Origin of the sequence: Alsobacter ponti, assembly GCF_024294805.1 — a bacterium.
GTDB classification, from domain to species: Bacteria; Pseudomonadota; Alphaproteobacteria; order Rhizobiales; family Beijerinckiaceae; genus Alsobacter; species Alsobacter ponti.
This window is the reverse complement of record NZ_JANCLU010000002.1, coordinates 100,752-121,271: the sequence shown is the minus strand read 5'-3', so window position 1 is coordinate 121,271 and position 20,520 is coordinate 100,752. Positions and strand designations below refer to the sequence as shown.

Sequence of the window (20,520 nt, the reverse complement as noted above, 5' to 3'; positions counted from 1 at the left end):
CGCGTGAGCGCCGACGTCCTGGCGAGGTCACGAGCCAGTCCGCCCGAAAGCGAGCCGACCCGTCTTTTGCGTCTTGCACGTCAGTCGGTGGCAGAGGCGAGGATCTCGATCCCATGTCGTGCGCAAGCGGCCGCAACCCGCGAAAGCGTGTCGGGCGACGGCCTCCCTTCGAGACGCTGGGGCGAACCGATGTCGCGAAAGAACGCGACCATCTGGGCCTCGACGATCACCGTCATGACGGCAGGAGCGCTGCCCTGGTTGGAGTAGCTATGCTCGACCCGGCCCGGCAATGTCACGATGGACCCCGGCCCTGCCACGACCGTCGACGCGCGTCCCTTGTCATGGAAGCCGAACGTGATTTCGCCTTCGGACACGCGAAAGACCTCCGGCGAAGCGTGCCGGTGCAATGGCGTCCCTGAACCGGGCGGCACGGTCACATCGAGCACGTGGAGGTTCTTGTCCTCCAGTTCTCCCATGAACCGGACCAGGTCTCCCAGGACCCAGAGAGACGGCGCGGTTTCAGGGCGTTCGATAGCCACCTGGGTCGTCACGGCTTCTGACCTCCTGTTTCGTTCGTGTCGCTCGGGACAGACTGTCGAAGACCCTTCATGATCAGTTCGATCGCCCACGCCACGGTCTCGCCGGCTTGCTTGCCGTCGAGGTCGCAATAGTCCTTCAGAGTCTCCCACGTGGCCGCGCTGTAGAGGGCGTGGACGATGGCTTCGCAGCGAGCCCGATCGCGGGGACTTACGCCGGCCAGCGCGTCATCGACCGCCACGGAGAAGGCCTGTTTGCGCTCAGGCAGCGCTGCGAGGCGCATCTGGCGACCCGACACGGTGTGAAGGCTCGCTCTCACGATGCCTTCGTTCGCGTCGAAACCCTGGAACGCCGCAATGGGCATGCTGATCAGGTCGGCGCCCGATCGGGGCAAGACGGTGGGCGCAATGCGGGCGTTGATCCAATGCCAGAATGCCTGGAAAAGCGCCTCTTTCGAGGGGAAGTGGCGGAACATGGTTCGCCTTTCCACGCCCGCGGCCTTCGCCACGTCATCAAGGATAAAGGCGCCGTCCCCCGACGAGGCGAGGACTTCCGCGAGGGCCGCCAGCAGCCGGTTGCGCGTGTCTTCGGCGTGCGCCCGGCGAAGCGGGCTTTCGTATTTTCGCTCTGGACGTGAATTCATGTCACTTGCAATGACATCAATTTCGACGTTCGTCAACCTTGTGCCTTGAGAGCGAGAAACGCGGATCCGCCCAGCGGGACGCGGCTGGAAAATGGCTCCCCATCCGCACCGCCACGACACCCGAAACCGGGAACAAGGGATCGGCTGGGCCGTTCCCAGCCGAAGGATTCAGCCATGGCAGGCAGCTTCGGCGCTTCGCAAACGCGTGCTGCCCCGGGCAAGCACCCCAATATCGCCGTCTACGCGGCTCTCGTCGGCAATCTGCTCGTGGCCGCGACCAAATTCGCCGCGGCGGCATGGACCGGCAGTTCGTCCACGCTCAGCGAGGCGTTTCACTCGCTGGTCGACACCGTGAACGAAGTCCTTCTGCTCTATGGAATACACCGGTCCCGCCGGCCTCCGGACCCGAAGCATACGTGGGGGCACGGACGCGAGATCTATTTCTGGAGCTTCGTCGTCGCGATCCTCGTGTTCGCCGCGGGAGCCGGTGTCTCGGCGTACGAGGGGGTGCAGCATCTCCGTGCGCCGGAGCTCGTCGAGGACCCGTTCGTCGTCTACGCGGTGCTGGCCCTGTCGCTCGCGTTCGAGTCCGCGTCGTGGGTCTTCGCCTGGCGACAGTTTCGGTCGAGCAATCGGGTTGAAGGGCTCCTCGCCGCGATCCGAAGAAGCAAGGATCCCGCGACCTTCACGGTGCTACTGGAAGACAGCGCCGCCGTGATCGGGCTTCTGATCGCCCTCGCCTCGACCGCGGTCTCGCAGCTGCTGGAAAAGCCCGAGATCGACGCCTACGGCTCGCTGGCGATCTCCGTTCTGCTCGCCGCGGTGGCGGCTCTTCTGGCGCGCGAGACCAAGGGATTGCTGATCGGCGAGCCCGCCGACAGGACCACGACCGATCTCATCCTGCGGATCGCCAACGAAGAGCCCGGAGTCGTCGCGGCAAACGGCGTCCTCACCACGCATCTCGGCCCCGATCAGGTCACGGCCTCGCTCAGCATCGAATTCGAGGACGGCCTGCGCACTCCCGACATCGAGCGGGCGGTCAGTTCCATCGAAAGCAAGGTTCGCCAGGAAGCCCCGTCCGTCGTGCTGCTCTTCGTGAAGCCTCAAACGCCCGGCGCCTTCGACCGGGCGCGCGCCGCCTGGTTTGTCGCCTGACGTCGAGATAGCGGCCGACCTTCGATGCGAGTTCGGCCGCTATTCGCATTGGAGAATGCTCGGAAATCGTCCGGAATCGCCCGATCGAGGAGAACGACGCAACTCGCGGCTGCTCGGCTGCATTGAGCTTAGAGCCAGCCCAAATCCGATTTGCAGGGAGCCTCAGAGCTTGAGAGACGGCGACGGGTCCTTGCCTTCTCCAGGCAGCTTCAGGGCGCCGGGGGCCGGGCCCGCATCGATCGGGCCTTCGGCGTCGCCCTCGTTCGGCAACAGGCTGCTCGACGCCATTCCCCCCGGGGACCGCACCGGCATCGCCGGGCTTTTCACCAGGGTTGAGCTTCGCGCCCGGCAGATCCTGCACCACGCCGGGACGCCGATGGCCGACGTCTATTTCCCGATCTCCGGGCTCGTCTCCGTATCGGGGCGCGCCGGGCCGTCCCGGTGGGTCGAGGTCTGGCTGATCGGCTCGGAAGGGATGGTCGGCATTCCCGCCGTGCTGGGGACAAAGGAAGCGCCGGGGCTGAGGCGCGTCATGCAGATTGGCGGCGCGGCCTGGCGCATCGCGCCGGACATGCTCTCGCGCGCCATGGACATCTCCCCGGCCCTGCGCCGCCGCCTGCTGCGATATATCGACGTGGTGCTGCTCCAGACCGCCCAGTCGAGCATCTGCAACGCGACCCACGAACTGCGCGAACGCCTCTCGCGCTGGCTGCTGGTGGCGCATGACGCCCTCTGCACGGACGAGATCGCGCTGACGCATCAGCTCCTGGCTCGCCTGCTCGGCGTCACCCGACCGAGCGTGACGCAGTGCCTGCACGTGCTCGAAGAGCACGGGGCCATCGAGACCCGGCGCGGGCGGATCGTCATCAGCGACAAGCAGCGGCTCGAGGCGCTCTCATGCCACTGCCATCGGATCATCCGCTCCCATGCGCAGGCCGCGCTTCAGCCGGGCGACGGGACCGGTCCTTCCTGACCGGCAAATTCGGTCTTCCAGCGAACCAACTGCGTCCCGAGCCTGCTCCGCGCCCCGAAACCGTCGACGCCTTCCGGCATTGCGGCACAGGAGCATTCCTCCAGGGAGGTCCGGATGCCTTGCCCCAAGGCCTGCATTGCGTTGCTCGCCGCGGCGATTTCGCTTTCTGCTCCCATGATGGCCCGGGCCGAGGACCTCGCCGGGCGCTCGTCCAATCCCGCCGAATGGGTGATGCCGGGCCGCGACTACGCCGGGACGCGGTTCAGCCCGCTGGACCAGATCAAGCCGGAGAATGTCGGCGGCCTCCAGGCAGCCTGGACTTTCTCCGTCGGCAAGGAGCGCGGGCAGGAATCCGCGCTGCTGGTGGTCGACGGTACGATGTACGTCGTCTCGCCCTTTCCCAACCGCGTCTTCGCGCTCGATGCGACGACGGGCGATCTGAAATGGAGCTATGTGCCGAACCAGGACCTCGCCGCGCAGGGCGTGGCCTGCTGCGACGTCGTCAATCGCGGCCCGGCCTACGACAACGGACGCCTGTTCGTCGCCACGCTGGACGACCACGTCGTCGCGCTCGACGCGAAGACGGGCCAGGAAATCTGGAACGCCAAGGTCGGCGACATCAACCTGGGCGAGACCATCACCATGGCGCCGCTCGCGGTGAAGGGGAAGATTCTCGTCGGCGACAGCGGCGGGGAGCTCGGCGTGCGCGGCAAGCTCACCGCGCTCGACCAGGCCACCGGCAAGGTGGCGTGGACTGCATGGTCCACCGGTCCGGACAAGGACGTGCTGATCGGGCCGGACTTCAAGCCCTTCTACGATGCCGCGAAGGGCAAGGACCTCGGCGTCGCGAGCTGGCCGCCGGACGCGTGGAAGACGGGCGGCGGCACGATCTGGGGCTGGCTGACCTACGACCCCGAGCTCAACCTCGTCTATTACGGGACCGGCAATCCCGGGCCCTGGAACTCCAACCAGCGCCCAGGCGACAATTTGTGGACGTCCACGATCTTCGCGCGCGACGCCGACACCGGCCAGGCTCGCTGGGCCTACCAGCTGAACCCACACGATCTCTGGGACCATGACGAGATCAACGAAGGCATCCTGCTCGACCTCACCATCGACGGGAAGGCGCGCAAGGTTCTCGTCCACCCCGGCCGCAACGGCTACATGTACGTCATCGACCGGCAGACGGGCGAGGCGATCTCCGCCGACCCCTACGACACCGTCAACGCCTACCTGGGCGTCGACCTGAAGACCGGCCGGCCGAAGCCCAACGAAGCGCTCCACCCTGCATTGGGCAAGACGATCGAGAACGTCTGCCCCGCCTCCCCGGGCGCCAAGGACTGGCAACCCGCGGCCTGGTCGCCGCGCACGCAGCTGCTCTACGTGCCGCACCAGCATCTGTGCATGAACTTCAAGACGGGCGAGGTGGGCTACATCGCTGGCACCCCCTATGTCGGAGCCTCGGTCGACATGTATGCCGGACCCGGCGGCTATCGCGGCGAATTCATGGCCTGGGACCCGGTCAAGAAGTCCAAGGTCTGGGCCATCAAGGAAAACCTGCCGGTCTGGTCCGGCGCACTCGTCACCGCCGGCGACGTCGCCTTCTATGGGACCATGGATCGCCTCTTCAAGGCGGTGGACGCCCGCACCGGCGAACCGCTCTGGCAGTTCCGGACCTCGTCGGGAGTCATCGGCCAGCCGATGAGCTACAAGGGCGCGGACGGGCGGCAATATGTGGCCGTGATGTCGGGCATCGGCGGCTGGCCGGGCGTCGTGGCCAATGCGGAAGTCGATCCGCGCGTGCGGAACGCGGCCCTGGGCTTCGCGGGAGCCACGCAGGACCTCCCCACCTACACTGTGGGCGGCAGCACGCTGTTCGTCTTCGCCCTGCCCGCGCAGAGCGGACCCGCCGGCCAGACGCCCGGGCCCCGACCGACCTCGGCGCCTGCCGCGCCCGCGCCGGGCCCGGCCGGGCCGCAGTAACAAGAGGAGGGCTCGACATGCCTCGCCTCGCCGCCCCGGCCGTCCTCGCCGCCATGCTTGCCGCCACGCCTGTCCTGGCCCAGCAACAGGCCGCCCCACCGTCACCGACGCAGGCTCAGCCGGCCTCGCCGCTCGCCGCTCCCGAGGAGGTCCAGCCGGCGGCCGGGCTCAAGCTCCCCGCCCTCCCCGGCGGAAAGGGCGTGACGACCGGCATGCAGGCCTTTTCCGGATCCGGACCGGCTCTCCTGCAGGTGCCCGTGGTGTCGCTCGCGCCGGGCAATTCCCTGAAACGACCGGACATTCGCAATCCGGACACCAGCGATGCGGCGGCCCAGCGCGGCATGCAGTACTTCACGGGATTCAACTGCATCGGCTGCCATGCGGACAATGGCGGAGGCGGCATGGGCCCCTCGCTCAGCAACTGGCGCTACATCTATGGCGAGCAGCCGGCCAACATCTTCCTGACGATCAAGCAGGGCCGCCCGAACGGCATGCCGGCCTGGGGCTCCGCCCTCCCGGACGAGGTGATCTGGGACCTGGTGAGCTATGTGCTCAAGCTGCGCTCGCCGCCGCCGAAGGGCTTCGGCCATACGATCTCGCGCACGCCGCCTTCTCCCGACATCGAACAGGTTCCGACCGAATATGTGAGCGGCACGGCCCCATGGAAGCACACCCAGTCCTTCAGCGCCGGCCAGAAACCGAACGCGCATTGAAGGCGTGAGGAGTCCGACATGCCCCTCAGGCCCCGGACCCGATGGACGATGGACAGGATCGCGCTGGCCGCGCCGGCCGTGGTCCTGCCGCGCCACGCCTTGGCCGCCGGGCTGGCCGATGCGCCAATGAACTACGTCGTGACGCACGGCCTGCAGGGCCGCGCCGTGACGCCGCTGCTTTGGGGCCTCGGCGCGATCTCGGTCGCGGTGGTCGTCATCATCAGCCTCCTCGTGGTGGTCGGGACACTGCGCCGCCGCGCGCCCCGGATGCACTTGCCGAGCGACGGCCAGATGCCCGTCGAGCGCCCGGAGGGCGGCCTGTCGTGGATCGCCATCGGCGTCGGCGTGTCGACCGTCGTCCTGCTCGGGATGATGGGCTGGACCGCCACGACGATGGCGCGCATCGCGCGCCCGCCGACCCAGCCCGCGCTCACCATCGACATCCGCGCGCAGCAATGGTGGTGGGCCGTCCGTTACGAGAGCGGCGATCCGACCCGCATTCTCGACACGGCCAACGAGATTCACATCCCCGTCGGGAAGCCCGTCGAATTCAAGCTGGAGAGCCGTGACGTCATCCACTCCTTCTGGGTTCCCGCGCTGGGCGGCAAGACGGACGTCATCCCCGGCCAGACCAACATGGCATGGCTGCAGGCCGAGCGGCCCGGCGTCTATCGCGGCCAGTGCGCCGAATATTGCGGGCAGCAGCACGGGCACATGGGCCTCGTCATCGTGGCCGAACCGCCCGACCAGTTCGAGGCCTGGATGGCGAACCAGCTCGCCTCGGCCAAGACCGCGGACAACGGCCCCGTTCGCGCCGGGCAGGACGACTTCGTCCAGCGCTGCGGGATCTGCCACGCGGTGCGCGGCACCCTGGCGCATGGCGTCCTCGGACCGGACCTCACCCACCTCATGAGCCGCGGCTCCATTGCCGCCGCCACCCTGCCCAACCGCGTCGCCTATCTCTCCGGCTGGATCGCCAATCCGCAGACGATCAAGCCCGGCGCGCGCATGCCGACGCTCGACATTTCCGGCCCGGAACTGGCGCGGATCCGCGGCTTTCTCGAAACGCTGAAATAGGAGCACGCCTTGGCCGTCACCGGATATGAGCGCGTTCTGCATGTCGAGGAGCAGGGCTATTCCACTGAGCACGCGAGGCGGCTCGAGGAGATGTGGGAGTCGAAGCCTGGACTGCGCGGGTTCCTGTCCAGCGTCGACCACAAGGAGATCGGCATCCGCTATCTCGTGACGGCGTTCGGCTTCCTGATTGTGGGCGGGGTCGAGGCGCTCATCATGCGCGTGCAGCTCGCAAGGCCCAACCAGGCCCTGCTGACGCCGGAGCAATACGACCAGCTCTTCTCGATGCACGGCATCACGATGATCTTCCTCTACGCGCTGCCGGTGCTGTCGGGGTTCAGCAACTACCTGTTCCCGCTGGTGCTGGGCGCGCGCGACATGGCCTTCCCCCGCCTCAACGCCTACTCCTATTGGATCTATTTGGCGTCGGGCATCTTCATGTACGCGAGCCTCGTCATGGGCCTCGCGCCCAACGATGGCTGGTTCAGCTACGTCCCCTACGCGCTGAAGGCCTACAACCCCGGCCCGAACCTCGATTTCTATGCGCTGGGCATGGTGTTCTACGGCATCTCGACCACGGTCGGGTCCGTGAACTTCGTGGTCACCTTCCTGCGCATGCGCGCGCCCGGCATGTCGATCAACCGCGTGCCGATCCTCACCTGGGGCACGCTGACCGCCTCCGTCGGCAACCTCTTCGCGGTACCCTCGGTGAGCCTGGCCTTCCTGATGATGTGGACGGACCGGCAGTTCGGCACCCATTTCTTCACCCAGGACAGCGGCGGCCAGCCGCTGCTTTGGCAGCACCTGTTCTGGATGTTCGCGCACCCCTGGGTCTATGTCGTCGTGCTGCCGGCGATGGGGCTCGTCTCCGACGCGCTGCCCTTCTTCTGCCGCCGCCCCCTGGTGGGCTACACCGTCGTGGTGCTCGCTACCGTCACGACGATGGTGCTGGGGTTCGGCGTGTGGCTGCACCACATGTTCGCCACGGGCCTGCCCTTCATCGCGCTGTCCTTCTTCTCGGCCGCCTCCTTCGTCATCACCATTCCCAGCGCCGTGGCGGTCTTCGCCTGGATCGCGACGATCTGGACGGGACGGCCGGTCATCACCACCGCCTTCCTGTTTTTCGCCGGCTTCATCGCGATGTTCGTGGTCGGCGGCGTGTCCGGCGTCATGACGGCGGCGGTGCCGGTCGATCGCCAGCTGACCGACACCTATTTCGTCGTCGCCCACATCCACTACGTGCTCATCGGCATCAATCTCTTCGCGGTCATGGGCGCGCTCTATGTGTGGCTGCCGAAGATGACGGGACGCCTGCTCAGCGAGCGCCTCGGCCGTTGGAATTTCTGGACGGTGCTCATTGGGTTCAACCTCGGTTTCTTCCCCATGCACATCCTCGGACTGATGGGCATGCCGCGGCGCGTCTACACCTACGAGGCCGATCTCGGCTGGGGGACGCTGAACCTCGTCACCAGCGCCGGCTCCTTCCTGCTCGCCATCGGCATCCTGCTGCTGCTCGTCAACATCGCCATGAGCCTGTCGAACGGCGTGCCGGCCGGCGACAATCCGTGGGACGCGCCGACGCTGGAATGGGCGACGCCCTCCCCGCCCCCGCCCTACAACTTCCCCGTCGTTCCCATGGTGGCGAGCCGTCATCCCCTGTGGGAAGAGCGGCTTGGCGAAACGGAGGCCGGGCATTCCGAGTTGCTGCGCGGGCCGTTGCTGGCCGACGGCAAGGAGGCGCTCGCGACCTCGGGCCTCGATGCGCAGCCCGAGGCCATCCTCAAGATGCCGGAGGATTCCTACGCGCCGTTCGTCGTCACGCTCGCCATGTCGGTCGGCTTCACCGGCCTCCTGTTGCATGAATGGTGGGTGGCCGGCGCGGGCGGGCTCGGCGTGCTCGCGGGGGCGCTCGTCTGGCTGTGGCCGGAGGCGTCGCTGGGCCAGAAAGCGGAGCGCGAGGCATGAGCGACACCGTTCACCTTCAGGCGCCCCTGCCCACCGGAAGCGTCGGCAAACTCGCCAATGGCTGGTTCGGCATGATCGCCCTCGTCGCCACCGAAGGCGCGCTCTTCGCGTATCTGCTGTTCAGCTACTTCTATTTCGACGTGCAGTATGGCCGCTCGTGGCTGCCCGACCCATTGCCTGCCTTCCGCCTCTCGGGACCGAACACGGCGATCCTCGTGGTGAGCAGCCTCACCATGGTCTGGGCCGAGCGCGCGGCCCGGCGGGGCGCGAACGGGCGAGCGGCTCTCGGCATCGCGCTCTCATTCGTGCTCGGCCTCGTCTTCGTCGGCATCCAGCTGATGGAGTGGAAGGACAAGACGTTCAACTACGCGTCGAGCTCCTATGGTTCGCTCTACTTCCTCATCACCGGGTTCCACATGGCGCACGTCGTCGCGGGTCTTCTCGTGCTGGCGGCCCTGCTCGCATGGACGCTGCTCGGCTATTTCGATGCGCGCCGCCACGCGCCGGTCAGCATCGGCGCGCTGTACTGGCATTTCGTCGACGTCGTGTGGCTGTGCGTCTTCTTCAGTCTCTACGTCACCCCGCATTTGAGGTGAGCGCCATGGCCGGACCGCAAGCCCCCCGCGTCCGCCACCCCTCGCCGCATCGCGGAGAGGTGAGCGGGCTCGCCATCGCCTTCGCCATTTTGGCCGCGCCGGCCGTCTGGGCGCTGCAGGTGCTGCTGAACTACGGGCTCAGCAGCATGGCGTGCTTCCCGCGAGACTATCCGCGAACCGTCCTGCCCGCGGGATGGAGCTGGTTGCCCACGCTGCTGGCGGCCAGCACCGCGGTCGCGCTGGTCATCGCCGTGGCGGCCGCGTGGGCCGGCTATCGCAGCTGGCGGCGTACGCGTGAGGAGGCGGACGGCGAGCACAGGCGTCTGCTGGAGGTCGGCGAGGGACGCAGCCGCTTCCTGGCGGCCTGGGGCCTGTGGATCGGCGTTCTGTTCGCGGTGGCCATCCTGTTCGACGCGGTCGGCCTGGCTCTGGTGACGTCATGCGGCGGCTGACCACGCTCTGGCTGCTGGCGACGGCCAGCCTGCTTCCCGCCGCTCCGGCCCTGGCGCATGACTCCGGGGCCACGCCCGAAACCATCGGTGCATTTCCGGCGCTCGTCGGGCTTAGCTTCATGATCGCGGGCCTGTACGCCACCGGATGGGCGCGTCGCCGCCGGGCGGCGGGAACCGCGCCGGGCCACCGTACCCAGGCGGCTGCCTTTGCGTCCGGCCTCGCCGTGCTGCTGGCCGCGCTCGCCCCGGCTGCGGACGAGATGGCGGACACGCTGTTCAGCGCTCACATGGCGCAGCACCTTGCGCTCGTCCTGATCGCGGCCCCGCTGCTCGCCTTCGGCCGCGCCGGACTGCTCGCCGGCATGGGCCTCGGCCGCGCACCGCGCCGTATCGCCGGCCGGCTGGGGTTCGAGCGCGTGAGGCGAACGTGCCACGGCATGCCCGGCGCGCTGCTGGCCTGGTTCGCCTTCTGCGGCGTCTTCGCGTTCTGGCACCTGCCCGGCCCCTATGGCTGGAGCCTGCGCAGCTTCCCGCTGCACGTGCTGGAGCACGCCAGCCTGCTGGCGAGCGCCTATGCGTTCTGGGCCGTCGCGCTGGCGCGGCCCTCGGCAGCGCTGGGGCACGGCGCGCGCCTCGCTTACGTGGGAACGGCGGCGGTCGTGAGCAGCTTTCCTGGCGCGCTGATGATCCTGGCCCCGCGGCCCTTCTATGCCGCGCATGCGCAGGGCGGCTGGGGGCTGACCGGCGCGGAAGACCAGCAGCTCGCAGGGCTGGTCATGTGGATTCCCGGCGGCCTCGTCTATCTCGGCGCGATGTGCTGGATCCTGCTCGCCTGGTTCGCCGAGGCGGAGCGGCGGGCGCGGCTCGCCCGTGCATCGCTACCGGCGATTTCCCTCCTGCTGCTCCTGGCTGCGCAGGGGCAGGCCCGGGCGGCCGGAGACAACTCCATGCCCGGCGACGCGCGGCAGGGCGCGCGGCTCATCGTCGAAACGGGCTGCGGCGCCTGCCACGTCATTCCGGGCATCACGGGCGCGACGGGGCTGGTCGGGCCGCCGCTCAAGCAGATCGGCCGACGGGTCTTCCTCGCCGGGCTGCTGCGGAACTCGCCGGAGAACATGGTGACGTGGCTGCGCGACCCGCAGGCCATCGTGCCGGGAAACGCCATGCCGCGCCTGGGGTTGTCGGAAGCCCAGGCGCGCGACATCGCCGCCTATCTGGCGACGCTGCGCTGAGGCGCCGCGGCGCCGGAAGCGGTCTGGAACCGAGGCCGGATGCACGCATTGGGCTCGACGGAAGCACACGCGGAGAGGCGCGATGGCCAGTGACACGAGGCCCGGCGCTCCGGCCGGTCGAACGACGGAGGGCCTGCGGGCCGAGATCGACAGCGGGCGGACCGGCGACAAGGTGGCGTTCAGCGACCCGGCCGCCGCGCCGCTCGGAGCCGACGACGAAGCCGCCGGACATCCGCCCGGACCAGAAGAGGTCGCGCTCGCGTGGCGGCAGGAGAGGCTCCCGTCCGACGCACGCGGGGCCCCGGCCCGGCCGGATCAATCGGGACGCGGCTGGAGCACATCGGTGATGGTGGCCACGATCCTCGCCACGGCGGTCATCGTGGCGCTCGGCGCGGCCTGGATGATGTAGCGCGCCCCCCGCGCGGACGGCTCTATTCCTCGCCGTCGAGGACGTCCGCGACGCGCCGGTCCTTTCGCTCCCCAGCGGCTCCAACGCCCCGAGCATCGCTCGCGCCCGCAAGGCAGGGCGCATGCCGCAGCCTGCGGGAGGCCGACGGCCGATGGCGCAAAAGAGCGTCAGCAACGACCCACGCCCAGGCTTTGCGGACCCGCAAGGGTGCACCCGCAATCGAAGTTGTCGAAATGCACGTCGTGCGGCACCCACCAGGGTCGGCGTCCACAGGCGTTCACCGGCGGAGAGCAAGTCGGACAGACGAACGCACCGAAGGAGTTGAGGACAATGTCCTGCGCTTCGCCGGCCGGCCGGAGCACGATGCTGAAATCGCCGCTGTCGTAGACATAGGCCCGCGCCGTCCCGCCGGCCGAATCCCGCCACGCGCGCACTTCGTGCGGGCCATCGGACTCGCGACTTGTCCCGATCCGGGTCCCGGGGCCTCTCAGCATAGCCTCCACGCTCGCGTAGCTCCCCGCGCCTCTGAGGTTGAGGGCGAGATCCGGCGTGATGGGAACCGGCGTGGGACCGATGGTCAGTTCGTCTGAGAGCGCTGCTCCTGCCCAGACGAACAAGATGGCAAAACCGCCGAACACTAACTTCCGCAACATGGATTTTCCGGGTCCAAAGCTCGAAGTTCGGCAGACTGTCGCCTCGCTGATCCGTCTGCAATCTCAATCTTTCCTGGCAATCAGCCGCGCGTACAACCTCTGTGCGTTTTCGCCCACCGGCGACCATCGGCCGGACTATTCAGTTGAGACCGGAGGGCTGCATCGGGCCAGAAGTGGCCCGGTCCAGAGCAGGCTTCTCAGCGCCCGGCATGGGTGAGACGACCGAGCCAGCAGTCATCGACCGACCGTGTGCGCCCTTCGCAAATCCGCGCCAGCGCCGAAGAGACCGCGATGATGATCCCCAACGCATTCGCGTTTGAAAGGCACTATCGCGAGTTGAACCTGCCGGTCGCCATTGTCGCGGGGGAGTGCGACCGGATCGTCGACATCGAGAAACAGTCGGCGAGGCTGCATCGCGACATCGCGCACAGCAGTCTGCACCGGCTGGCGGGCGTCGGGCACATGGTCCATCAATCCGCCCCGGAACGCCTGATGGCGGCGATAGACGAGGTGGTGGGCGGGCGGTGAGCCAAGAGGTCACCCGGTATCTGACCGCTGCCCCCCGCGCGAGGGCGGCGTGTGCGAGGTCGAGCTTGGGGGTGATCGCCGCCGAGACGAAGGCGGCGGCAGCGTCCGCGAACGCGTGCGGGGCCCCAGACGCGCGGGTTCGCAAACGACAACGCCGCGCGGGAGGGGCGGCGCTAACCCGCCCCGTCCGTCTGGCACTCTGCGCAAATTAGTTGATTTTTGATGCGCATCAACACGCCACGGCACCGAATGGGTCAATGTTAAAGATCATAGGGGGGCGTGATGAAACCTGTATGCACTGGCACGCGTCAGGAGGGCCCCTCCACGAGGCGGGCCGGTCTCGTCTCCGGGCTGGCGCTCGGTGCCTGGCTCGCCTGTTCGGCGTTCGCCCTCGCACAGGGTGTGGTGTCGGGGCCCGGAGCGCCGAACGCCACGACCACCATCGACGGCGAGCGGCTTCCGCCGCTTCCGCCTCCGTTCGGAGGCGTGATCAAGGAGCGTGGAAGCGAGTCCACGCCGTGGTGGCCGCCACGTGTTGTGCCCACCCAAGGGGCGCCGAACGTGCTGGTGATCCTGACCGACGACCAGGGCTACGGTGTCACCAGCAGCTTCGGAGGCGTGATACCGACTCCGGCCTTGGACGCCATCGCCGCTGAGGGGCTGCGCTACACGCAGTTCCACTCGACGGCGCTCTGCTCGCCCACCCGCGCCGCGCTGCTCACCGGCCGCAACCATCATTCCACCGGCTTCGGTATCGTCAGCGAGGGGTCCCACGGGCTTCCCCGGCTACGATTCGGTCATCCCGCTCGACAAGGCGACGGTCGCCACCACGCTCCGGCACCACGGCTACGCCACCTCTTGGTTCGGCAAGAACCACAACACGCCCGCTTTCCAGCTCAGCGAGGTGGGGCCGTTCGACCAGTGGCCGTCGGGCATGGGCTTCGACTATTTCTACGGCTTCATGGTCGGCGAGACGAACCAGTGGACCCCGTATCTCTTCGAGGACCACAGGCAAATCTTCCCGTTCGAGGGGAAGCCCGGGTGGAACCTGACCACCGCCATGGCGGACGAGGCCATCCGCTACATGCGCCAGGTCAACGCGGTCTCGCCTGACCAGCCGTTCTTCATCCACTACGCGCCGGGCGGCACGCACTCGCCGCACCATCCCACGCAGGAGTGGATCGACAAGATCCGCGCCATGCATCTGTTCGACGACGGCTGGAACGCCCTGCGCGAGACGATCTTCGCCAACCAGAAGCGGCTCGGCGTTGTCCCGCCGGATACCGAACTGACCCCGTGGCCGGACTCCCTGCCCAAATGGGAGACGCTGACCGCCGAGCAGAAAAAGCTCTACATCCGCCAAGCCGAGGTGTTCGCGGCCTACGCGGCCTACACCGACCACGAGATCGGCCGGGTGATCCAGGAGATCAGGGACCAGGGCAAGTTCGACAACACCATCGTCGTCTACATTGCCGGCGACAACGGCACGAGCGCGGAAGGCACGCTGACCGGGGCTTTCAACACCTATGCCGGATATAACGGCATGACCGAGGTGCCGCTCGCCGCCAACATGGCCCATTACGACCGCTGGGGTCTGCCTGGGACGGACCCTCACATGGCGGTGCCCTGGGCCTGGGCTTTCGACACGCCGTTCAAGTGGACCAAGCAGGTGGCCTCGCATTTCGGCGGCACGCGCCAGGGCCTGGCGATCTCCTGGCCAAACGTCATCAAGGACAAAGGCGGGATCCGCAGCCAGTTCCACCATGTCATTGACATCGTGCCCACCCTTCTGGAGGCGGCGGGGATCCAGCCGCCCAAGGTCGTCGACGGCGTGGAGCAGGCGCCGATCGAGGGCGTGAGCATGATGTACACCTTCGACAAGGCGGCGGCGACCGCGCCCTCGCGGCGCATGACGCAGTACTTCGAGATGGGCGGATACCGGGGCATTTATCATGAGGGCTGGTACGCCGCGACGACGCCGCCGATAGCTCCGTGGTCGCCCGTGCTCGGGGTGACGCTGCCCGATGTGGTGACCGGCTACACTTGGGAGCTCTACGATCTCGCCCGCGACTACTCGCAGGCCAACGACGTGGCCGCGCGCTACCCGGAGAAGTTGAAGGAACTCCAGGCGGTCTTCGAACGCGAGGCCTGGAAGTACCAGGTCTTCCCGCTCGACAACCGCGCCTTCATGCGCTTCACCGCGCCGCGGCCGAGCGCCACGGCCGGGCGCACGGAGTTCGTCTACACCGGCGATATTTTTGGCATCCCGCCCGGGAACGCGCCGCCCGTGCTCGGGCGCTCCTTCACCATCACCGCGGAAGTCGACGTTCCCGACGCCAGCGAGGGCATGATTGTGACCCAGGGCGGCCAGACGAACGGCTACGGGCTCTACCTCGTCGGGGGCAAGCCTGTCTTCACCTACAACTTCCTGGACCTTGAGCGCTTCCGCTGGGAGGGCCCGAAGCTGTCCGCCGGCAGGCACCGCATCGACTTCGATTTCGTCTATGACGGTCCCGGCATGGGCAAGGGTGGAAAGGGCGTCCTCAGCATCGACGGCAAGGCGGCGGACACACGCACCATCCCCCGCACGATCCCGTTCACCGTGACGCTCGACGAAACCTTCGACGTGGGACGCGACACCCGTACCGGCGTGAACGACGCCGACTACGCGCCGCCGTTCCGCTTCTCCGGCACGATCGCGAAGGTGACCTTCCGGACAGGTCCCGAACAGTTCTACGCGAAGTAGCGCTGCGACGCCGGGCTGTGTGGTCCCGGCGTCGCTTGGACACGGTTCTGACTAAACAAAGGCGGATGCCATGAACGAGGGCTCCACTCGACCCGACAGGCCATCAGCCTTCCGAAGCGGCGCGCTCGACCGGCGAGACCTGATCTCTGCCCTTGCGGCGCTTTCCGTCGCCCCTGCCGCTTTGACCAGCCTTGCAGGGAGCGCTGCTGCCCAAGAGCCCTCCGGATTTTCGTTCCTTGTGTACGGCGACTCGCGGCCGATGCTGTACCTCCCGTTCAAGCTGGAGGAACGGGAAGAAGCAATCAAACTGCTGACGGTCATGTTTGCCCTTATTCTTCCCGAGAAAGTCGCGGAGGAGACCGTCAGGAGAGAGATCAGTCTCACCTACGATCCTGAGACCCACGAACTGGTGCAGATTGTCATGCCTCTCTGGACCAAGAGTGAAATCACCACTCTGACGGTCGAGAAGGGTTGGGTCACCGAAGCGTCGGTTGAGGACATCAAATTGCTTCCGGGCGTGCGCCGGACCATTTTCCGACTGTTTGGCGGCGCATGGGTCGCCCGCGAAATTGGAGCGGAAATCCAGAGCGGCAAGGCACAGTTCATCATCAGCACGGGCGACCTGGTTTGGTGGGGCTATCAAGGCCCAACGCCTTCCGAGAACCCGTACTGGAGGCTCCTCCACGATAATTTGCTGGACCGGCTGCCGCCTCCGGACGCCGCGATGCGCGCGACCGGACTACCCGGGCGCGTTTTTCCTGCCGTTGGCAACCACGAAGTGTGGGGCGATCCCGCCGCGCAAGCTTTGTTGCAGGTCTTTCCCCATTTGAGCCAGTTCGGGGTGAGCGACAAGAGGTTGATCTACCACTTCGATTTGTATGGCGTGCGGTTTATCTTCTTGTGGACTGGCAAGTACGATTATCGCTCACCATCGTCATGGGATGCCGAGCGGCCGCAGTACGAAGCACAGATGGCGGAGCTGAAGGAGTGGCTGGAACAGGCCAAGACGAGCGGCATCCGCAAGGTCTTCATTAGTTTTCACGCGCCCGCGTTCTGCCGTTCCAGCATAGGGCCCATCCCTGAGCCGCAAAACCCCCACAGGGTTATCGCGCCCTACGCAAGAGACCTGGAGATAGTTGTCTTCAATGGTCATGTGCACACGACCGAGCTCTACGAAGTCGACGGCGTGAAATATCTGCTGCTCGGGAACGGAGGGGCCGAACAGGACTCGATACTGCCCGGCCGCATGAGCATCGACGTGCCTGAGAACTATCCTCCAGATCTCTATTGGAAGGGACAGCCACGCAAAGAAGAGTATAATTATTTACGTGTTCATGTTCAGCCCGGGCAACGAACAAGGTTCACTTTGAGCCGGTTCAGACCGTGGTCGTTCGAGCCGTTTTCGACGGTGAACCTGTTCGATTGACGTCTGCGCCCCGTCTGCGCCTGTGAGGAGATATTTCAGGCCAGCCGCACGGATCTCGGCGAGCGGCGCCAGGGCATCATATGTCTCCGCCGGGGTGGCGATTTCAGCGCGCATGCCTCTGACGAGGGGATTTGCTCGCGTTCTCCAGTACGTCCCGCAGCGCACGATGGAGAACGCCGACACCCACGCCGATGAGCGCATCCGGATAGTCATAGTCCGGGTTGTGGAGGCGAGGATGATCTTCACCGGCTCCTAGCAGGAACATGGCCGACTTTGCCTGGCGCCCGAAAAGCCCGAAATCCTCCGAAGCGCGCATGGGCAAGTGGCCGGGCACGACTGCAATCCCTTCCGCGTTCAACGCCTCCATCAGGTACGACGTCGCCTGCGGATCGTTGGTGCAGGCATGGAAGACGTCATGCTCGCTCATGGACACCGCGAGCCCGTGCGCAGCCGCCTCCCTCTCGATGAGACGCCTCGCGTCGCCGACCAGTCCGGTCATGTCGTCGTCCGCCAGCGTGCGCAGCGTCACCCACAACTCCGCCTCCCCGGGTGAGATGCCGAAGGCGGGCTCGCCCATGCGCGCGTGCGTGATCGTGACGAGCCGAAAGCCTGGCGCGGTCTCGCCGCCCGGCCCCAATTGCTCCAGGGCCGGGATCAGTCGCGCGAGGGCGCGCGCGGGGGAAATGCCCGCTTCGGGCTGGGAGGCGTGAGAGGTCTTGCCGCTGAATGAAATTGCAAGCCCGCGCGAGGCGCAGTTCGCCGGACCGGGCGCGAGCGCCGCCGCGCCCAGCGGGATCCCCGGCATGTTGTGCAGGGCGAAAGCCCAGTCCGGTGCGATCTCGGCAAAGCGCGGATCGGCGATCACGGCAGCGGCGCCCGAACCGTCCTCCTCCGCGGGCTGGAACAGCAGGACCGCACGGCCGCGCCGCGGCCGATCGGCGCCGAGAAGCCGCGCAAGGCCCACCAGCGTCGCCATGTGCCCGTCATGCCCGCACAAATGCCCCTTGCCGGGGATCGACGAGCGATGCGGGATCTCCGAGGTCTCCTGGATCGGCAGACCATCGAGTTCGCAGCGAACCATGACGGTCGGTCCTGGCACCGGACCCTGATAAACAGCCGCGACGCCATGGCCGCCGAGCCCTGTGACCACCCGGTCCGGTCCCGTGGGCTGCAGCGCCTCCACAACCCTTCGCGCGGTGGCTTCTTCGTGCCGCGACAAGTCCGGCGCGCGGTGCAGCGCGTGCCGAAAGGCGACGAGTTCGGCGAGGTCTCTCGGGGACAGCAAAAGGCTCACGATCGATTCACTCCAGCCCGCGGCAGAATTCCAGAAAAGTCGCGGTGGCCGTCAAGGTCTGAGAGGCGGTCAGGACTTGAACGTGAGGGACAACTGCCGATAGGCGCGCCAGGTGCCGTGCCCGAGCAAGGGAAAGCCGACGATGAGGCCCGCCAGTCCCGTCACGATGCAGCCGAGGAATACCGCCAGCACGAGCGCGCCCCAGGCCAGCATGACGGGCAGGTTGCTGCCCACCATCGCGACACTGCGTCCCATGGCCGTCAGTGCGTCGACCTTTTCGGCGAGCAGCATCGGGATTGAGAATGCGCTCACCGCAAAGGAGAAGGCGGCGAAGAGGCCGCCGACCAGCGTGCCGACGGCGAGCATGGTCCACCCCATGGGCGTGGTAAACAGCATCGGCGCGACGTGCTCGAGCCCGGGAAAGGGCCGCATGCCGAAGAATAGCGCGTAGATGATCACCGCGGCGCGCATCCACAGCAGGAACAACAGGCACAGCAGCAGGCCGACGAAGAGGATCTGCCCGCCCGAGGTGGCGCGCACGCGCAGCATCGCCGCCAGCGTCGCCGGTTGGCCATGCTCCAGACGCCGGCTTTTCTCGTAGAGGCCGATGGCAAAGAGCGGCCCGAGAACCATAAAGCCCGCGAGCGCCGGAAAGAGGACGGAGTCCCAACCGGTGCGCACCATGGCGAAGATGACCACCCATGAGGCGGCCGTCACCGCCGCGCCATAGGCGAGGCTGGGTCCGGGATTTGCGGCAAGGTCCTTCCAGCCTCCGGCAAACCAGGCAAGCGCGTGCGTGGCGGGCAAATGTCGCGCATAGGGCGTTGTGCGCGGAAGCGGCGGGCGAACTGCGGGAATGACGGTCACTGGCCGACCCTCTTCATGGAGATGGGGGAGAACAGCCGGATTCGGCGGCGCGCAGGGCCGGCGATCCGGGCGCGGCCATGTCGATGGTGTGGGCAACGCAATCGGGCTGCGAGGTCACCGCGACATAGACAAGGTGCGCATTGGCCGCCAGCACGATCAGCACACCGGCCGTAACCGCCAGAGCAACCAGCCGCCGCGGGCGCATCCCGAAGCGGCGGATCGCCGCAAGGGAAGCTACGTTCATGGCGTACTCCTGCGCATATCCGTGAGATAGAGCGCCAGGATCCTGCGGTCGGCGAGCGTCAGGCGTCCTTCCCAGGTGGGCATGTGGCCCTGCCGCCCGTGCATCAGCGTGCGGTAGAGCGAGTCCGCGTCGCCGCCATAGAGCCAGAAGGAATCTGTCAGGTCCGGCGCGCCGGCGCCGATGCCCTTCGCATCCTCGCCATGGCATGGGGCGCAATTGCCCGCGAAAACTTCGCGACCGGCCTCGATAGGCGGGGCGGTCCCGCCCTGCGACGCGGTGGCCTGCGACAACGAGCGGACATAGGCAATGACAGCCTCGATTTGCTGCCGGTCGAGCAATTTGTCGCGGCCAAAGGCCGGCATCTGGGATGTCCGCGTGTCCTTGTGACTGGAATTGATGCCGACGCGGATCGTCTCGGCAATGTCGGCGGGGTCGCCGCCCCAGAGCCAGGATTGTGAGGTCAGCGTCGGGAAGCCCCGGCCGCCCTGCGCCTCACGGCCATGGCATGCTGCGCAATTGTCGCCGAACAGAGTGCGCCCAGTGTCCCGCACCGTCTGCATCAGGGCCGGATCGGCCTGGATCTCGGCAAAGTCGGCGGTCTCGATGCGCTTCGTCCATGCGGCGCGATCGGCGGCGGCGTCGCGGAGCAGCGAAGTCACGGCCGTGCGCTGGTCGACGCCGAGCAGCCCTTTCGTGTAGGTGCGCCCCACTGGCCAGGCCGGCATCAGCACCCAATAGACGACAGCGAACAGCGCCGTGAGCAGCAGGAAGACATAGACCGGACGCGGCACAGGCGTGTTCAATTCCTTGATGCCGTTCCACTCATGGCCCGTGGTCAGGTAACCCGAATGGGGGTCGCGTTCTTCTACCGCCATGGCTTGTCCTCATCCTCAATGACGGAGTTGGCCGCGTCCCTGAAGCGCTTCTGGTTCGAGGGCCAGAAGGTGTAGGCGAGCACGCCGAGCGACATGCCGATCAGCCAGAACAGGCCGACCGACTTGGATAGCCAGAGCGCGAAATCATGAGTCAT

At 67.1% G+C, this 20,520-nt stretch carries 20 protein-coding genes and 1 pseudogene; 13 read left to right on the top strand and 8 right to left on the bottom strand.

What is annotated here, in order from left to right:
• Positions 1 to 80 precede the first annotated feature (80 nt).
• Both NK718_RS02905 and NK718_RS02900 read right to left on the bottom strand, forming a co-directional pair.
• Entirely contained in the window at positions 81 to 551 is a 471-nt protein-coding gene (locus tag NK718_RS02905; protein WP_254738454.1) for a cupin domain-containing protein, read from the bottom strand.
• Entirely contained in the window at positions 548 to 1,216 is a 669-nt protein-coding gene (locus tag NK718_RS02900) for a TetR/AcrR family transcriptional regulator (protein ID WP_254738452.1), read from the bottom strand. The genes NK718_RS02905 and NK718_RS02900 overlap by 4 nt, the downstream gene beginning before the upstream one ends.
• 138 nt (positions 1,217 to 1,354) lie before the next feature.
• Here NK718_RS02900 and NK718_RS02895 point away from each other — a divergent pair, with 138 nt between their 5' ends.
• From NK718_RS02895 to NK718_RS02850, 10 genes are all read left to right on the top strand, one after another.
• On the top strand, positions 1,355 to 2,335 hold the full coding sequence (locus tag NK718_RS02895) for a cation diffusion facilitator family transporter (RefSeq protein WP_254738450.1): 981 nt from the start codon (positions 1,355 to 1,357) through the stop codon (positions 2,333 to 2,335).
• A 190-nt stretch (positions 2,336 to 2,525) separates the two neighbouring features.
• Positions 2,526 to 3,308: a Crp/Fnr family transcriptional regulator gene (locus NK718_RS02890; protein ID WP_254738448.1), complete on the top strand. Its 783-nt coding sequence runs from the start codon at positions 2,526 to 2,528 to the stop codon at positions 3,306 to 3,308.
• 114 nt (positions 3,309 to 3,422) lie between these two features.
• Positions 3,423 to 5,291 (top strand): methanol/ethanol family PQQ-dependent dehydrogenase, encoded by a 1,869-nt coding sequence (locus tag NK718_RS02885; protein ID WP_371877203.1) that lies wholly within the window; start codon positions 3,423 to 3,425, stop codon positions 5,289 to 5,291.
• 17 nt (positions 5,292 to 5,308) lie between these two features.
• Positions 5,309 to 6,004, top strand: coding sequence for a c-type cytochrome (locus tag NK718_RS02880; protein WP_254738446.1), 696 nt, complete (start codon positions 5,309 to 5,311; stop codon positions 6,002 to 6,004).
• An 18-nt stretch (positions 6,005 to 6,022) separates the two neighbouring features.
• A complete protein-coding gene (gene coxB, locus NK718_RS02875; protein ID WP_254738444.1) occupies positions 6,023 to 7,081 on the top strand; it encodes a cytochrome c oxidase subunit II in 1,059 nt (352 codons plus the stop codon).
• Positions 7,082 to 7,171: 90 nt separating this feature from the next.
• Complete coding sequence (gene ctaD, locus NK718_RS02870) at positions 7,172 to 9,043, top strand: cytochrome c oxidase subunit I (protein ID WP_254738807.1); 1,872 nt, start codon at positions 7,172 to 7,174, stop codon at positions 9,041 to 9,043.
• The gene (locus tag NK718_RS02865; RefSeq protein ID WP_254738442.1) at positions 9,040 to 9,639 is read left to right on the top strand and encodes a cytochrome c oxidase subunit 3; all 600 of its coding nucleotides are present in this window, start codon (positions 9,040 to 9,042) and stop codon (positions 9,637 to 9,639) included. The genes ctaD and NK718_RS02865 overlap by 4 nt, the downstream gene beginning before the upstream one ends.
• Positions 9,640 to 9,644: 5 nt before the next feature.
• On the top strand, positions 9,645 to 10,091 hold the full coding sequence (locus tag NK718_RS02860; RefSeq protein WP_254738440.1) for a hypothetical protein: 447 nt from the start codon (positions 9,645 to 9,647) through the stop codon (positions 10,089 to 10,091).
• Entirely contained in the window at positions 10,079 to 11,323 is a 1,245-nt protein-coding gene (locus tag NK718_RS02855) for a cytochrome c oxidase assembly protein (RefSeq protein WP_254738438.1), read from the top strand. Before NK718_RS02860 ends, NK718_RS02855 begins: the two co-directional genes overlap by 13 nt.
• Before the next feature lie 82 nt (positions 11,324 to 11,405).
• Positions 11,406 to 11,732: a hypothetical protein gene (locus tag NK718_RS02850; RefSeq protein WP_254738436.1), complete on the top strand. Its 327-nt coding sequence runs from the start codon at positions 11,406 to 11,408 to the stop codon at positions 11,730 to 11,732.
• A gap of 167 nt (positions 11,733 to 11,899) precedes the next feature.
• Here the strand turns inward: NK718_RS02850 and NK718_RS02845 are convergent, their stop codons facing one another.
• The gene (locus NK718_RS02845) at positions 11,900 to 12,385 is read right to left on the bottom strand and encodes a hypothetical protein (protein ID WP_254738434.1); all 486 of its coding nucleotides are present in this window, start codon (positions 12,383 to 12,385) and stop codon (positions 11,900 to 11,902) included.
• A gap of 291 nt (positions 12,386 to 12,676) precedes the next feature.
• On the opposite strand from NK718_RS02845, the gene NK718_RS02840 reads away from it, so the two are divergent.
• The 3 genes and pseudogenes from NK718_RS02840 (at position 12,677) to NK718_RS02830 (ending at position 17,085) form a co-directional block, all read left to right on the top strand.
• The gene (locus tag NK718_RS02840) at positions 12,677 to 12,913 is read left to right on the top strand and encodes an alpha/beta fold hydrolase (RefSeq protein WP_254738432.1); all 237 of its coding nucleotides are present in this window, start codon (positions 12,677 to 12,679) and stop codon (positions 12,911 to 12,913) included.
• Positions 12,914 to 13,195: 282 nt separating this feature from the next.
• A pseudogene (locus NK718_RS02835) lies at positions 13,196 to 15,659 on the top strand (arylsulfatase).
• 70 nt (positions 15,660 to 15,729) lie between these two features.
• Positions 15,730 to 17,085 carry a metallophosphoesterase family protein gene (locus NK718_RS02830; protein WP_254738430.1) on the top strand — a complete coding sequence of 452 codons (1,356 nt, stop codon included), beginning with the start codon at positions 15,730 to 15,732 and terminating at the stop codon, positions 17,083 to 17,085.
• 103 nt (positions 17,086 to 17,188) lie between these two features.
• Here the strand turns inward: NK718_RS02830 and NK718_RS02825 are convergent, their stop codons facing one another.
• The 5 genes from NK718_RS02825 to NK718_RS02805 form a co-directional block, all read right to left on the bottom strand.
• Entirely contained in the window at positions 17,189 to 18,379 is a 1,191-nt protein-coding gene (locus NK718_RS02825; RefSeq protein WP_254738428.1) for an amidohydrolase, read from the bottom strand.
• A gap of 69 nt (positions 18,380 to 18,448) precedes the next feature.
• Positions 18,449 to 19,246 carry a DUF2189 domain-containing protein gene (locus tag NK718_RS02820; RefSeq protein WP_254738426.1) on the bottom strand — a complete coding sequence of 266 codons (798 nt, stop codon included), beginning with the start codon at positions 19,244 to 19,246 and terminating at the stop codon, positions 18,449 to 18,451.
• Positions 19,247 to 19,259: 13 nt separating this feature from the next.
• On the bottom strand, positions 19,260 to 19,490 hold the full coding sequence (locus tag NK718_RS02815; RefSeq protein WP_254738424.1) for a hypothetical protein: 231 nt from the start codon (positions 19,488 to 19,490) through the stop codon (positions 19,260 to 19,262).
• A complete protein-coding gene (gene ccoP / locus NK718_RS02810) occupies positions 19,487 to 20,365 on the bottom strand; it encodes a cytochrome-c oxidase, cbb3-type subunit III (protein WP_254738422.1) in 879 nt (292 codons plus the stop codon). The genes NK718_RS02815 and ccoP overlap by 4 nt, the downstream gene beginning before the upstream one ends.
• Positions 20,356 to 20,520, bottom strand: a complete 165-nt coding sequence (locus NK718_RS02805; protein ID WP_254738420.1) for a cbb3-type cytochrome c oxidase subunit 3 — start codon at positions 20,518 to 20,520, stop codon at positions 20,356 to 20,358. Before NK718_RS02805 ends, ccoP begins: the two co-directional genes overlap by 10 nt.

What these genes read in the sequence shown, in the direction of transcription:
- NK718_RS02895 (WP_254738450.1), top strand. Translation starts at nt 1,355, where the DNA reads ATGGCAGGCAGCTTCGGCGCTTCGCAAACGCGTGCTGCCCCGGGCAAG.
- NK718_RS02885 (WP_371877203.1), top strand. Translation starts at nt 3,423, where the DNA reads ATGCCTTGCCCCAAGGCCTGCATTGCGTTGCTCGCCGCGGCGATTTCG.
- NK718_RS02880 (WP_254738446.1), top strand. Translation starts at nt 5,309, where the DNA reads ATGCCTCGCCTCGCCGCCCCGGCCGTCCTCGCCGCCATGCTTGCCGCC.
- coxB (WP_254738444.1), top strand. Translation starts at nt 6,023, where the DNA reads ATGCCCCTCAGGCCCCGGACCCGATGGACGATGGACAGGATCGCGCTG.
- ctaD (WP_254738807.1), top strand. Translation starts at nt 7,172, where the DNA reads ATGTGGGAGTCGAAGCCTGGACTGCGCGGGTTCCTGTCCAGCGTCGAC.
- NK718_RS02865 (WP_254738442.1), top strand. Translation starts at nt 9,040, where the DNA reads ATGAGCGACACCGTTCACCTTCAGGCGCCCCTGCCCACCGGAAGCGTC.
- NK718_RS02860 (WP_254738440.1), top strand. Translation starts at nt 9,645, where the DNA reads ATGGCCGGACCGCAAGCCCCCCGCGTCCGCCACCCCTCGCCGCATCGC.
- NK718_RS02855 (WP_254738438.1), top strand. Translation starts at nt 10,079, where the DNA reads ATGCGGCGGCTGACCACGCTCTGGCTGCTGGCGACGGCCAGCCTGCTT.
- NK718_RS02850 (WP_254738436.1), top strand. Translation starts at nt 11,406, where the DNA reads ATGGCCAGTGACACGAGGCCCGGCGCTCCGGCCGGTCGAACGACGGAG.
- NK718_RS02845 (WP_254738434.1), bottom strand. Translation starts at nt 12,385, where the DNA reads ATGTTGCGGAAGTTAGTGTTCGGCGGTTTTGCCATCTTGTTCGTCTGG.
- NK718_RS02840 (WP_254738432.1), top strand. Translation starts at nt 12,677, where the DNA reads ATGATGATCCCCAACGCATTCGCGTTTGAAAGGCACTATCGCGAGTTG.
- NK718_RS02830 (WP_254738430.1), top strand. Translation starts at nt 15,730, where the DNA reads ATGAACGAGGGCTCCACTCGACCCGACAGGCCATCAGCCTTCCGAAGC.
- NK718_RS02815 (WP_254738424.1), bottom strand. Translation starts at nt 19,490, where the DNA reads ATGAACGTAGCTTCCCTTGCGGCGATCCGCCGCTTCGGGATGCGCCCG.
- ccoP (WP_254738422.1), bottom strand. Translation starts at nt 20,365, where the DNA reads ATGGCGGTAGAAGAACGCGACCCCCATTCGGGTTACCTGACCACGGGC.
- NK718_RS02805 (WP_254738420.1), bottom strand. Translation starts at nt 20,520, where the DNA reads ATGACTCATGATTTCGCGCTCTGGCTATCCAAGTCGGTCGGCCTGTTC.